The organism is Brevundimonas sp. (assembly GCF_035999125.1).
GTDB lineage: Bacteria > Pseudomonadota > Alphaproteobacteria > Caulobacterales > Caulobacteraceae > Brevundimonas.
Genome location: NZ_DASYGX010000007.1, coordinates 442,148 through 454,796 on the forward strand (window position 1 = coordinate 442,148; position 12,649 = coordinate 454,796).

Consider the following 12,649-nt stretch of genomic DNA (forward strand, 5'->3'; position numbering starts at 1 on the left):
CTCCGGACGATCGCCGGAGCCTAGTCCTCTTCGTCGCTCTCCGGAACCGGATAGGTGGTCTTCGAGATCGCGCCCGCGATGGCCAGCATGTTGCGCGCGGCGTTGCGGCCGACGCGGTCCGAATAGTCGTGGCCCTGATCCGTCTCGACGTAGTCCGGGCCGGGGCCCGGACCCAGGTGCCAATAAGTCCAGCTCTGCCCCGGAAGGGTGAAGCCCAGGTCGATCAGCGACTGACCGACGGTTCCGACGATGTGGTGCGCGCCGTCCTCGTTGCCGGTGATGACGATGCCGCCGACCTTGCCGAACAGATGCGGCCGGCCGTCGTCGTCGGTCTCCGAGAAGAAGGCGTCCATCCGCTCCAGCGCGCGCATGCAGACGCTGGACGCCTGCCCCAACCAGATCGGCGTCGCCATGATCAGGATGTCGGCGGCCAGGATCTTCTCGCGCACGCCGGGCCACTCGTCGCCATCGCCCATGTCGGCCTCGACGCCCGGCTTGATGTTCAGATCGACCAGCCGGACGAACTCGACCTCCGACCCGCCCTCCTCGAGCTCCGCGGCAACGACCTTCGCCAAAGCCTCCGTGCTGGACGGCTCGGGAGACGGCTTCAGGGTGCAGTTCAGGATCAGCGCGCGCATGGAAGTCTCCGGGTTGAGCGGGACGAACGGCGAGCGTGGGTCGGCGTTCCGACACTTTATTCAACTAGTCGGTTGACTTCGGCGTCGCAGGATCGTATTCAACCTCTCAGTTCAATGAAGGTTCGCCATGTCGACCGACCCGCTCAGCCAGAAGTTCGCCGCCCTCGCCGATCCGACGCGTCGCGCGATCCTGGCGCGCCTTTGCGAAGGTGAGGCCTCGGTGAACGAACTGGCCGAGCCGTTCGACATGAGCCTGGCGGCCGTGTCGAAGCATCTCAAGGTGCTGGAGCGCGCCGGCCTGATCAGTCGCGGCCGCGAGGCGCAGTGGCGCCCCGCCAAGCTGGAGCCCATGGGGCTGAAAGGCATCGCGGAGTGGATCGAACACTACCGCCGCTACTGGGACCAGAGCTTCGACCGCCTGGAAGAATACCTTCGCAACATTCAGAAAGGAAACGACGATGGGAAAAGAAATTGAAGCCAACCCCTGCGACACAGACGGCGTCGCCCATACCTTCGACCTGGTTCTGGAGCGCACGATCGACGCGCCGCCGGAGAAGGTGTTCCGCGCCTACACCGACCCCGCGATCCTGTCTCAGTGGTTCGCGCCCAAGCCCTGGAGCATCAGCGACATGGTGCTGGAGCCCCATCCGGGCGGCCGTTTCAACTTCGTCATGCACGGGCCGGAGGGCGAGCGCTTCCCGAACTCGGGGATCTACCTCGAAATCGTCGAGAACCGCCGCATCATCTCGACCGACGCCCTGACGCCGAACTGGAAACCCGCCGGCGCCCCCTTCATGGTGGCCCGCATCGACCTGGAACCGACGGCCGACGGCAGGACCCGCTACAAGGCCACCGCCAGTCACTGGACCGAAGAGGCCATGAAGCAGCACGAGCAGATGGGCTTTCACGACGGCTGGGGCCAGGTCGCCGATCAGCTGAACCAGATCGTGAAGACCCTCTGACATGGCCGTCGCCGCAGCCCTGCCCGAGTTGCCGACGCTCCTGCCGCACCGGTTGGACCTGACGCGCACCTTCGCCGCGCCGCGCGCCCTGGTCTGGATGGCCTGGACCCGGCCTGAGATGCGCGTGAACTGGATGGGGCCGGTCGACTGGCCGATGGTCTCCGGAACCAACGATCTGCGCGTCGGCGGCGAATGGCGGGCCTGCCTGCGCTCGGTCGAGACGGGCGAGGATCTCTGGCAGGGCGGCCACTATCGCGAGATCGTGGAGCCCGAGCGGCTGGTCTTCACCTTCCGTTGGGACGAGAGCCACGAGGACGGCCCGCCGGCCGACACCCTGGTCACCGTCCTGCTGCACGAGACCGCCGACGGTCGGACCCGCATGGACTTCACCCACGAGGGCCTGAAGTCCGAACGCAGCCTGACCGGCCACGAATACGGCTGGAACTCCACGCTGGATCGGCTGGAGACCTGGCTGGCCGCCCATCCGGACTGAAACCAAATCAAGGGAGAGACGACCATGAAGATCGTGACGAGCCTGAGCTTCAAGGGCGAATGCCGAGCCGCATTCGAGTTCTACGCCGAGGTGCTGGGCGGCAAGATCACCGCCGCCATGCCCTATGGCGACGGCCCGCCGGACATGCCGGTGCCGCCGCACTACAAGGACTGGCTGATGCACTGCTGGCTGGAGGTCGGCGACCAGGCGATCATGGGGGCCGACATGGATGCCCAGTGGGCGCCCAACATCGACAAGCCCAAGAACGGCTTCGACGTCACCTTCCACACCGACGACATCGAGGAAGGCCGTCGCGTGTTCCGCGCCCTGGCCGAGGGCGGCAAGGTCGGCATGGACTTCTCCGAGACCTTCTGGTCGCCGGGCTACGGCAGCCTGACCGACAAGTTCGGCATTCCGTGGATGGTGAACACCAATCCGTCGCAAGGCTGGACGCCGGGCCAGGCCTGACATGGAGAAGGCCAAGCCCGGGCTGACGCCCGACGCCTACGCCGCCTCCTTCGACGACTGGCGCGGCGAGGAACTGCGCCGTCTCCGCGCCGCCGCCCTTGCGGCGGGCGGCGTGGAGGAGGTCATCAAGTGGGGCCACCTCGTCTATCTGTCGAACGGCCCGGTCGCCCTGATCCGGGCGGAGGGCAAGCGAGTGCTGTTCGGCCTGTGGCGCGGCCAGCGACTGCGGGAAACCGAGCCGCGCCTCAAGCCCGGCGGCCAGTATGAGATGGCCTCCATCAGCCTGGCCGAGGGCGAGACCCTGGACCCCGCCGTGGCGACCGCCCTGGTCCGCGCCGGCGTCGCCCTGAACGCCGAGCTCGGCGACCCGACCAAGGCCGCCAAGACCTGAGGAGACGCTCCATGCGCAAGGTTCGACTGTCGACCTTCCTGACGCTCGACGGCGTGATGCAGGCCCCCGGCGGTCCGACCGAGGACTGGACCGGCGGCTTTCCCTACGGCGGCTGGCTGGCCCCGCATTTCGATGAGACGGTCGGCGAGATGATGGAGGGCTGGATCGGCCGCGACTATGACCTCCTGCTGGGCCGCAAGACCTATGAGATCTTCGCCGCCCACTGGCCGGAACAGGACGACGAGATCGGCCGCGTCTTCAACGCCATCGACAAGTTCGTCGTCGCGGGACCAGACACGCCCCTGACCTGGGCCAACAGCCACCGGCTGGACGGCGAGGCCGGCGAGGCGGTGCGGCGGCTGAAGAGCTCCGGCGACCGCGACCTGCTGATCCAGGGCAGCGGCCAGCTGGTGCAGGCGCTGTTGGCGGCGGACGTGATCGACGAGATCACCCTGATGGTGTTTCCGATCGTGCTCGGTCAGGGCAAGCGGCTGTTCCGCGATGGGGTCGGCGCGACAGCCTGGCGGATGTCTGAGACGCGCCACTCCCCGTCTGGCGTGGTCTGCAGCCGGTACGTCCGCGCAGGCTCCGTCGAGGTCGCCGCCATCGCTCCCCAGGTCCAGAACGACCGCGAGACGGCTCGACAGGCGCGGATGCGCCGCGAGGGCTAGCGGAGCAGCGCGGTCGGGAACGGCCGTCCCAGCGCTTCGGCCAGCGCCTGCTGGCTGATCAGGAACACTTCCGGCTGGCGGTGATAGTTGTTCGACAGGACGATCACCGTCACGTCGCCCTCCGGCTGATGCGCCACCATGTTGCGAAAACCCGACCAGCTGCCGGTGTGATAGATCTGGCGGTCCGGAAACCCCGGCGTCACCCGCTCCCCCAGCCGGTTGGCGAACAGACCATAGCCCCAGTCCCGGCGCGGTCGGCCGCGCTCGGGCGGCGCGTCCGCCGGGCCGTGGTCCCGGATCATGTCGGCGTAGCTCTGGTCCGTCAGCAGGCCCCCGCCGTGCAAGGCGCGGTTCCAGACCAGCAGGTCGTCGGCGGTCGAATAGAGCGCGCCCGCGCCCGTGATGACGCTGACGTTGGCGTTCGGCTGGGGCGTCACCCCGCCGGCGAGGTCGGCGTAGCCCATGACGATCGTGCCGGACCCGTCATAGCCGGTGTCGAGCATGCCCAGCGGCGTGAAGAAGTTGGCCTGCAGCCAGGCGTGGAACTCCATCCCGCTGGCCGCCTCCACGACGGCCGCCAGCAGGTTGTAGCCCGCGTTGGAGTAGCGAATCTTCGTCCCCGGCTCGAACTGCAGGCGATAGAAGCTCGACGCCGTCGTCAGGTCGGCCAGCGTCGTCGGCGCGACTCGGCGCCGGCCCCAGTTCGCCTGCGCCATCAAATCCGGCACACCGGCGGTGTGCGACAGGAGGTGCCGCAGCCGGATCGGCGCCCACGCCTCCGGGCACGGCTGGATCCAGCGGCACAGCGGATCGTCGACCGACAGCATGCCTTCGTCCTGAAGACGCAGGATCGCGGCGGCGGTGAACTGCTTGCTGATTGACGCAAGGCGAAACCGCGAATTCAGCCGAATCGGTTCACCGGTCGCCCGATCCGCTGGGCCGTGGACTTGGCGAAACAGGATGCGGTCGCCACGCGCCACCAAAACCGCACCGCTGAACCGCCCACGCGCGGCCTGATCCTCCAGTGCCGCCTTCAGACGGGGCAAATCCTCGACGACCGCCAGCGGCGGTCGCGTCGGGGCGAACGGCCGTTCTACGGCCGTCTGCGTCGTGGCCTGCCACCAGATCAGGCCCAGGCTCCCGATGATCAGCGCGGCCGCCACGACCATGCCGGTCCAGTTGGCGCCCCTACGCCTCATGGCGACCCGGATTGTCCTGCTCTTCCCGCATGTGTCCGAAAATGTCCCCCTTGTGCCCGCGGATATCTCGCATGTCCTCGGGGGGAAATGTCCCTATTGTCCCGCTCGAAACCCGGCGTTCGGATCCGAGGCGTTCAGGCGTCATAGTCCAGACCGAACTGGGCGTAGAGCGCGCGGCTGTCCTGCCACTTCGGATCGACCTTCACCGTCAGGAACAGGTGCACGGGACGGCCGAGGATCTCGGTCAGGTCCTCGCGCGCCTTCTGGCCGATCCACTTCAGCGTCTGCCCGCCCTTGCCCAGGACGATCGGGCGCTGGCTGTCGCGCTCGACGTAGATCGTCTGCTCGATGCGGGCCGAGCCGTCCGGCCGGTCGTCGAAGGCGGTGGTCTCCACCGCCGCCGAATAGGGCAGTTCTTCGTGGACGCGCAGATAGACCTTCTCGCGCGTGATTTCGGCCGCCAGCACGCGCATCGGCACGTCCGCGGCCTGGTCTTCCGGATAGAGCCACGGGCCCTGCGGCATCGCCTCGGCCAGACGCGCCTTCAGGTCGTCGACGCCGTCTCCGGTCGCCGCGGAGATCATGAAGACTTCGGAATAGGCGCCCGTCGCGTCCAGCTTCTGCGCCAGCGCCAGAAGCGTGTCGCGGCGCATGCCGTCGATCTTGTTCAGCGCCAGGATCACCTGTTTGCCGGCCTCGGTCAGGGCCTTGACGATCGTCTCGGTGTCCTCGGCCCCCCGCCGATCCGCGGCCGAGCCGTCCTTCGTCTCCGACGCGATGTGCGACGCCGCGTCGATCAGGTGCACCACCACGTCCGCGTCGTCCGCCCCGCCCCAGGCCGAGGCGACCATGGCCCGGTCCAGCCGCCGGCGCGGGCTGAAGATGCCGGGCGTGTCGACCAGCACGATCTGGGCGTCGCCGTGCATGGCGATGCCGCGCACGGGGAAGCGGGTCGTCTGCACCTTTTGCGTGACGATGGAGACCTTCGACCCCGCCAGCCGGTTCACCAGGGTGGACTTGCCGGCGTTGGGCGCGCCGATGATGGCGGCGAAGCCGGCGCGGGTTTGGGGGTCGGTATCGGTCAAATCACGCCTTCACGGGACAACAGGGCGACGGCCGCCGCCTTCTCCGCCTCCTGACGCGAGCGCCCTTGCGCGGTCAAGGGCTCCCCGCCGGAAACCGCGACCTCGACGGTGAACGTTGGAGCGTGGTCCGTGCCCGTCCGCTGGACCACCCGATAGCTGGGCAATCCCCGCCCGCGCGCCAGCGACCACTCCTGCAGCGCAGACTTGGGGTTGCTGACGCCGGGCGGCGCCGGCGCGGCCAGTTCCTCGGCCCAGGCGCGTTCGAACACCGCGCGGGCGGCGTCCAATCCTCCGTCCAGATAGACGGCGGCCAGCACCGCCTCCATGGCGTCGCCCAGCACGCCCTCGCGGCGGCGACCGCCCTGCTTGGCCTCGCCGCCCGACAGGCGCATGGCCGGCCCGACGCCCAGCCGTTCGGCGGCACGGGCGCAGGCGGCCTTGTCGACCAGGGCGTGCAGCCGCGACGACATCTCGCCCTCGTCGGCGTCGGGCAGGTCGCGCATCAGCCTCTCGGCCACCAGCAGGCCCAGAACCCGGTCGCCCAGGAACTCCTGCCGCTGGTTATGCGCATAGGGCCGCCCGCGGGCGTCGCGCTCGGCCCCCTCCCCCACGCTGGCGTGGGTCAGGGCGATCTCCAGCAGTTCCGGCCGCGCGAAGGCGTGACCCAGGCGCGCGGTCAGCTCACGGACGGCTTCCGCGCGCCGGTTCTGGCCGCGGGCCTCAGTCAAGGACCGTGAAGAAGCGGCTGGGCCGCACCTTGGTGAACCAGCTGACGGGGTTCACCAGCGAGGCCCCCGGCGACCAGGAGAACAGGATGATCTCGGCCTTGCCGATCAGATTCTCTTCCGGCACCAGACCGACTCCCTGCGAAGACTGGTCGCGGCTGTCGACCGAGTTGTCGCGATTGTCGCCCATCATGAAATAGTGGCCCTCGGGCACCTCGAACACCGCCGTGGAGTCCAGCATGCCGCCGGGGCCGAAGTCCTGAATGGCGAAGCTGCGGCCGTTGGGCAGGGTTTCGCGCAGCTGGGTCGCCGGGCGGGCCCCGAAGGCCTCGCCGATGGCCTCGTTGCTGATCACCACGTCGCGAACCGGCTGGCCGTTGATGTGCAGCGTGCCCTCGATCATCTGCACCCGGTCGCCCGGCAGGCCGATGACGCGCTTGATGTAGTCGGTCTTGTCGTCCCGCGGCAGCTTGAACACCGCGATGTCGCCGCGCTGGGGCGCCTTGCCCATGATGCGGCCCTCGAACAGAGGCGGGCTGAACGGGATGGCGTGCTTCGAATAGCCGTAGGACCACTTGGTCACGACGATGTAGTCGCCCTCATACAGGTTGGGCTCCATCGACGCCGACGGAATGGTGAAGGGCTGGAACAGCACGATCCGCAGGATGACGGCGATCAGCAGGGCGAAGACGACAGTCTTCAGGATCTCGACGAACTCGTTGCCGCCGCCGCCGGACTTCTTCTTCTCCTTGCGGGGCTTGTAGACCGGGGTCGGGCCGGAATGGTCGGGGGCGTCGCCGTGGTCGCTCCAGATCGGCGAGGCGGCGTCGACGCGGCCCGACGCCGCGGCGACGGTCGCGCCCGCCACTGCGGCTGCCGCCATCGGCTCGGCCGGGGGCACGGGCACGGGTTCCGGAGCGGGCTCCGGATGGGCCTCGACGACGGGCTCTGCCGCGGCGTCTTCGGCGTGCGGCTCGGAAGCCGGCTCGGCGTGATCGTCGGAGTGGGCCTCGGCCGCTTGCGCAGGCGCGTCGTGAGCCTCCTCCGCGGGATGGGTCTCAGCCTCCCCCGGGTGCGCCTCGGCAGACGGCGCATGATCCGGCTCCGGATGCGGATCGGCAGTCGGTTCGTGGCCCGGCGCGTCGGGCTCGTGCGGCTTTTCGGCTTCGCTCATCTCGATCGTCCCCCGCCCGCGCGTCGGCGGGTCTTCATGGCGTCGCAGGCGTATAGTCTCATTTTGTGACGGGCAAGGCTTCGATCACCACGAAGGCGAGCGCATAGGGATGCTCGTCGCTGAGCGTCAGGTGCACGACCGCCTCATGCCCTACCGGCGTCAGCCGCTTTAGGTGCTCCGCCGCCGGACCCGTCAGGGCCAGGGTCGGTCGGCCCGAGGGCAGGTTCACCACCCCCATGTCCTTCCAGTAGACGTCGCGCCGCATGCCGGTGCCCAGCGCCTTGGCGCAGGCCTCCTTGGCCGCGAACCGCTTGGCGTAGCTCCAGGCCGCGTCCGGCTTGCGGTCGGACCGCGTGCGCTCGATCTCGGTGAAGCAGCGCCGCTTGAACCGGTCGCCGAAGCGATCCAGCGACTCCTCGATGCGGCGAATGTCGCACAGGTCGGCGCCGACCCCGACGATCACCGAGGCGCTCCGTCCATCGCCGCCCGCATCCGCCCGATCGCCTCGGCCAGACCCACGAACACGGCCTCTCCGATCAGGAAATGGCCGATGTTCAGCTCGCGCACCTCCGGGATCGCCATCATTTCGGCGGCGGTTGCGTAGTCCAGGCCATGACCCGCATGAACTTCCAGCCCCAGATCGACGGCCCGCGTCGCCGCCGCCTGCAGCCGGTCGAACTCCACCGCGCGATCGTCGCCGGACAGGTGGCAATAGCGTCCGGTGTGGAACTCCACGACCTGCGCCCCGACCGCATGCGCGGCTTCGACCTGAGTCGGGCTCGGCTCGATGAACAGGGAAACGCGAATCCCGGCGTCGGCCAGGGCCTTCACCACCGGAGCGATCCGGGCCCCATGGCCCGCGACCGCGAGTCCGCCCTCGGTCGTCACCTCCTCGCGTCGTTCCGGCACCAGGCAAGCGGCGTGCGGCCGGTGTCGAAGGGCGATGGCAAGCATTTCGTCCGTGACCGCCATCTCCAGATTCAGCGGGCGGCCCGCCTCGGCGCACAGGTCGCTCAGCGCGGCGATGTCGCCGTCCGTGATATGTCGGCGATCCTCGCGCAGATGGGCGGTGATCCCGTCCGCGCCGGCGGCCAGCGCCTCGCGCGCCGCGCGCACAGGATCGGGATGCGAGCCCCCGCGCGCGTTCCGCACCGTGGCGACGTGGTCGATGTTGACGCCGAGTCGGGCGTGTCCGGCCACGCTGCCCTCCTATTTCGCCAGCCGACGGCTGCCGGGATCCTCGACCGGCAGGGCCGCCAACTCTGACGGCAGAGAGTCGGCCGGATAGGCAGGCACGTCCAGCGTCGCCAGCGCGACCAGGGGAACGCCCACATCGGCGCGCCCACCCGAGCGATCGACGATGCAGGCCGCTGCGACCACGTCGCCGCCCACCGTGCGGATGGCGGCGATGCATTCGCGCGAGCTGAGGCCCGTGGTGACGATGTCCTCGACCATAACGACCTTCTGGCCGGGCTCGACATGGAAGCCGCGCCGCAGCTTGAACGCCCCGCCTTCGCGCTCGACGTACATCGAGGGAACCTTGAGCCAGCGCGCCGTCTCATAGCCTGGGATGATGCCGCCGACCGCCGGCGAAATGGCCACGTCCACGCCGCCGACCGCCGCCGTGATCTTCTCCGCCAACGCCTTGCACAGACGGGCGCAGCGCTCGGCGTCCATGAAGACCAGGTTCTTCTGCAGGAAGACGGGGCTGTGCAGGCCCGACGAGAGCACGAAATGCCCTTCGCGCAGAGCGCCCGCGGCGCGGAACTCGTTCAGCACGTCTTCGGAAGTCATGCCGGTCCTTTGCTCCGCTTCGACCGCCAAGCCAAGTCGTTCAGTCGATGACCTGGTGCGGCTTCAGGCCGCCGTCCAGCAGGCATTGCCAGATTTCCTCGGCCGTCTCGGCGTGGCTGTAGAGCTCCAGGTCCGACGGCCGGATCATCTCCGTCTTCACCAGCACGTCGAGGTTCAGGACCGAGGTCCAGAAGGCGTGGTCGACCAGCACGATCGGGATCGGCGGCGCCCGACCCACGCGGCGCAGCGTCAGGATCTCAAACAGTTCGTCGAAGGTGCCGAACCCGCCCGGAAACACCACCAGGGCGTTGGCCCGCATGGCCAGGTGCATCTTGCGCACGGCGAAATAGTGGAACTGGAACGTCAGGTCCGGCGTGGACCAGGCGTTCGGCTCCTGCTCCGTGGGCAGGGTGATGTTGAAGCCGACCGAGGGCGCGCCGGCGTCGGCGGCGCCGCGATTGGCCGCCTCCATCACGCCCGGCCCGCCGCCCGTGGCGATGACGTTGTCTCTCGGCTGGCCCACCTCCCCGATCAGGGCGCCGCCGCGCTCCGAGGCGATGCGTCCGAACTCCCGCGCCTGCGCGTACCAGCGGCCGTGCGGCTCTGAGTCGCCGTCGCGCGACCGCGCACTGCCGAACACCACGATGGTCGAGCGCACGCCCCAGGCGTGCAGCGCCTCCTCGGCCTTCGAGTATTCAATCTGCAGGCGGACGCCGCGCATCGTCTCGCCCATCATGAAGTCGGAATCCAGCGCCGCCAGTCGATAGGACGGCGCGGTCTTCTGGGCTTCGTTGGGACTGCGCGGTCGCCTCACCCGCGCACGCGCTCCACGGTGTCGACCGACGGATTGGTGCGCAGAGCCGCCATGATGCCGGTGGCGTGCTTGGCGTCCTTGACCTCCACGTCGATGTCGACGTCGAAAAAGTCCTGCTGCCGACGCGTCATGCTCAGGTTCAGGATGTTGCCGCCCGCCTCGCCGATCACCGTGGCGACGGCGCCCAGGACCCCCGGCGCGTTCTGGATGGTGGTGCGCAGGCGCGTGGCGGCCAGGCCGCTGGTTTCCGCCCGCGGCGTCCACTGCAGATCCTGCCAAATGGAGTCGTCGTCGGCGACCTGGGCCAGCCGGTTGCAGTCGATGGTGTGGACGGTCAGCCCCTTGCCCGGCTCCAGGATGCCGACGATCCGGTCTCCCGGCAGCGGCGAGCAGCAGGCCCCGAAATGGATGCTGACTCCCGGCGTCAGGCCGCCGCCGTTGACGAACAGCCGGGCCTCGTCGTCGCTGATCCGCTTGCGCGCCTTGACCGAGGTCACCGTGCCCTTCAACGCCGGGAACAGCGTCTCTGCCACCTTGGCCGGAGAGACGCGGCCCTGACCGATGGCGGTGAACAGATCGTCCTCCGTGGCGATGGCCAGGGTCTCCAGCACGGGGGCCAGGGCGACCTCCTTCAGGTTCTTGCCCACGCGGCTCAGCGTCTGCTCCAGCGTGGCCTTGCCCAGCTTCTGATACTCGCTGCGTTCGGTGGAGCGGATGTTGCGGCGGATCGCCGAACGGGCTCGGCCCGTGACGGTCAAACTGCGCCAGTCGGACGGCACCTCGCGCTTGGCGCCGCGCACGATCTCCACGACGTCGCCGTTCACCAGAGGCGTGCGCATCGGCTTCAGCTCGCCGTTGATCTTCACGCCCACGGCCGTCTCGCCGATGCCGGTGTGGACGGCATAGGCGAAGTCCAGCGGCATGGCCCCCCGCGGCAGGGTGATCAGCGCCCCTTTCGGCGTGAAGACGAAGACCTGATCAAGGTACATCTCCAGCTTGGCGTGCTCGACCCAGTCGTCGTTGCCCTCGTGCCCCTCGCCGCTCTCGACGACCTGCACCAGGTGCCGGAGATTCTGCAGCGGGTCGCGCCCACCGTCCTTCTCCATCGCCTCGCGGTCGAAGCCATAGGCGTGGTTCTTGTAGGCCCAGTGCGCCGCCACCCCGTCCTCGGCCACGCGGTCCATCGCCTCGGTGCGGATCTGCATCTCGATGCGCAGGCCGCCGGGTCCGACGACGGTCGTATGCAAGGACCTGTAGTTGTTGGATTTCGGGGTGGAGATGTAGTCCTTGAACCGATCCGGCACCATCGGCCAGCGGCGGTGGATCACCCCCAGCGCCGCATAGCAGTCCGCGTCGTCGTCCACGATCACCCGGAAGGCGTAGATGTCCGACAGGGCGGAAAAGCCGACCGACTTGCGCTGCAGCTTGCGCCAGATCGAATAGGGCGTCTTCTGCCGCCCGGCGACCTGGGCCTGAATGTCGGCGTCCGCCAGCACGGCCCCGACCTCGCGCGTGACCTTCTCCAGCGCCTCGCCGTGCTCCAGCTTCAGCGCGTCCAGCCGCCGCTGCAGGGCGTTTCGGGCCGCGGGGTTCAGGTGCTCGAAGGACAGCTCCTCCAGCTCCTGGGCGATGGAGTGGATGCCGATGGACCGGCCCAGCGGCGCATAGACCTCCAGCGTCTCACGGCTGATGCGCTCGCGCTTCTCCGGCTTCACGAACCGAAGCGTGCGCATGTTGTGCAGTCGGTCCGCCAGCTTGACCAACAAGACGCGCACGTCCTTGGAGATCGCCAGGATGAACTTGCGCAGGTTTTCGGCCTGACGCGTGTGCTCGGCTTGAAGTTCAAGTCGGCTCAGCTTGGTGACGCCTTCGACCAGGCTGGCGACTTCCTCGCCGAACCGCTCGGCGATGTCGTCGCGGGTGGCCGTGGTGTCCTCCACCACGTCATGCAGCAGGGCCGTCACGATGGTCGCCGTGTCCAGCTTGTAGTCGGTCAGGATGCCGGCGACCTGGATAGGATGGGCGAAATAGGGATCGCCCGAGGCTCGCAGCTGCGAGCCATGCATCTTCATGGCGTAGACGTAGGCCCGGTTCAGCAGGGTCTCGTCCGCCGACGGGTCATAGGCCTTGACCGCGTCGATCAGCTCGAACTGACGCAGGACCTTGCTGCGCCCGGGCGCAGGCGCCGCCTCGATCGTCTCAGCTTGGAGGTCCGGCGCGGCATCGCGCGCCGGA

Annotated in this window: 16 protein-coding genes; 6 read left to right on the forward strand and 10 right to left on the reverse strand. The window is 68.7% G+C overall.

The features are described 5' to 3' along the window. Positions 1–20: 20 nt before the first annotated feature. Positions 21–638 (reverse strand): flavodoxin family protein, encoded by a 618-nt coding sequence (locus tag VGN45_RS07895; protein WP_327461086.1) that lies wholly within the window; start codon positions 636–638, stop codon positions 21–23. A 127-nt stretch (positions 639–765) separates the two neighbouring features. On the opposite strand from VGN45_RS07895, the gene VGN45_RS07900 reads away from it, so the two are divergent. From VGN45_RS07900 to VGN45_RS07925, 6 genes are read left to right on the forward strand one after another with little or no spacing between them, the layout of a single operon-like run. Then, positions 766–1,113 (forward strand): metalloregulator ArsR/SmtB family transcription factor, encoded by a 348-nt coding sequence (locus VGN45_RS07900; protein WP_327461088.1) that lies wholly within the window; start codon positions 766–768, stop codon positions 1,111–1,113. After that, positions 1,097–1,600, forward strand: coding sequence for an SRPBCC family protein (locus tag VGN45_RS07905; RefSeq protein WP_327461090.1), 504 nt, complete (start codon positions 1,097–1,099; stop codon positions 1,598–1,600). Before VGN45_RS07900 ends, VGN45_RS07905 begins: the two co-directional genes overlap by 17 nt. 1 nt (position 1,601) lies before the next feature. After that, positions 1,602–2,093, forward strand: a complete 492-nt coding sequence (locus VGN45_RS07910) for an SRPBCC domain-containing protein (RefSeq protein ID WP_327461092.1) — start codon at positions 1,602–1,604, stop codon at positions 2,091–2,093. A 24-nt stretch (positions 2,094–2,117) separates the two neighbouring features. Further along, positions 2,118–2,561: a VOC family protein gene (locus tag VGN45_RS07915; RefSeq protein ID WP_327461094.1), complete on the forward strand. Its 444-nt coding sequence runs from the start codon at positions 2,118–2,120 to the stop codon at positions 2,559–2,561. 1 nt (position 2,562) lies between these two features. Beyond that, on the forward strand, positions 2,563–2,952 hold the full coding sequence (locus tag VGN45_RS07920) for a DUF1801 domain-containing protein (RefSeq protein WP_327461096.1): 390 nt from the start codon (positions 2,563–2,565) through the stop codon (positions 2,950–2,952). A gap of 11 nt (positions 2,953–2,963) precedes the next feature. After that, positions 2,964–3,623, forward strand: a complete 660-nt coding sequence (locus VGN45_RS07925; RefSeq protein WP_327461098.1) for a dihydrofolate reductase family protein — start codon at positions 2,964–2,966, stop codon at positions 3,621–3,623. Here VGN45_RS07925 and VGN45_RS07930 read toward each other — a convergent pair. The 9 genes from VGN45_RS07930 to VGN45_RS07970 all read right to left on the reverse strand — a co-directional run bounded on the left by VGN45_RS07930 (position 3,620) and on the right by VGN45_RS07970 (position 12,486). Continuing rightward, positions 3,620–4,822, reverse strand: a complete 1,203-nt coding sequence (locus VGN45_RS07930; RefSeq protein ID WP_327461100.1) for a serine hydrolase domain-containing protein — start codon at positions 4,820–4,822, stop codon at positions 3,620–3,622. The genes VGN45_RS07925 and VGN45_RS07930 overlap by 4 nt on opposite strands. Before the next feature lie 134 nt (positions 4,823–4,956). Next, entirely contained in the window at positions 4,957–5,907 is a 951-nt protein-coding gene (gene era, locus VGN45_RS07935) for a GTPase Era (RefSeq protein ID WP_327461102.1), read from the reverse strand. Next, positions 5,904–6,635: a ribonuclease III gene (gene rnc / locus VGN45_RS07940; RefSeq protein ID WP_327461105.1), complete on the reverse strand. Its 732-nt coding sequence runs from the start codon at positions 6,633–6,635 to the stop codon at positions 5,904–5,906. Before rnc ends, era begins: the two co-directional genes overlap by 4 nt. Then, entirely contained in the window at positions 6,628–7,515 is an 888-nt protein-coding gene (gene lepB / locus VGN45_RS07945; protein WP_327461258.1) for a signal peptidase I, read from the reverse strand. The genes rnc and lepB overlap by 8 nt, the downstream gene beginning before the upstream one ends. A gap of 349 nt (positions 7,516–7,864) precedes the next feature. Further along, positions 7,865–8,269: a holo-ACP synthase gene (gene acpS, locus VGN45_RS07950; protein WP_327461107.1), complete on the reverse strand. Its 405-nt coding sequence runs from the start codon at positions 8,267–8,269 to the stop codon at positions 7,865–7,867. Continuing rightward, positions 8,266–9,006, reverse strand: a complete 741-nt coding sequence (locus VGN45_RS07955; RefSeq protein ID WP_327461109.1) for a pyridoxine 5'-phosphate synthase — start codon at positions 9,004–9,006, stop codon at positions 8,266–8,268. The genes acpS and VGN45_RS07955 overlap by 4 nt, the downstream gene beginning before the upstream one ends. Positions 9,007–9,015: 9 nt before the next feature. Beyond that, positions 9,016–9,600, reverse strand: coding sequence for an orotate phosphoribosyltransferase (gene pyrE, locus VGN45_RS07960; protein WP_327461111.1), 585 nt, complete (start codon positions 9,598–9,600; stop codon positions 9,016–9,018). A gap of 40 nt (positions 9,601–9,640) precedes the next feature. Continuing rightward, on the reverse strand, positions 9,641–10,414 hold the full coding sequence (locus VGN45_RS07965) for an LOG family protein (RefSeq protein ID WP_327461113.1): 774 nt from the start codon (positions 10,412–10,414) through the stop codon (positions 9,641–9,643). Continuing rightward, positions 10,411–12,486: a RelA/SpoT family protein gene (locus VGN45_RS07970; protein ID WP_414643411.1), complete on the reverse strand. Its 2,076-nt coding sequence runs from the start codon at positions 12,484–12,486 to the stop codon at positions 10,411–10,413. Before VGN45_RS07970 ends, VGN45_RS07965 begins: the two co-directional genes overlap by 4 nt. Positions 12,487–12,649: the final 163 nt, after the last annotated feature.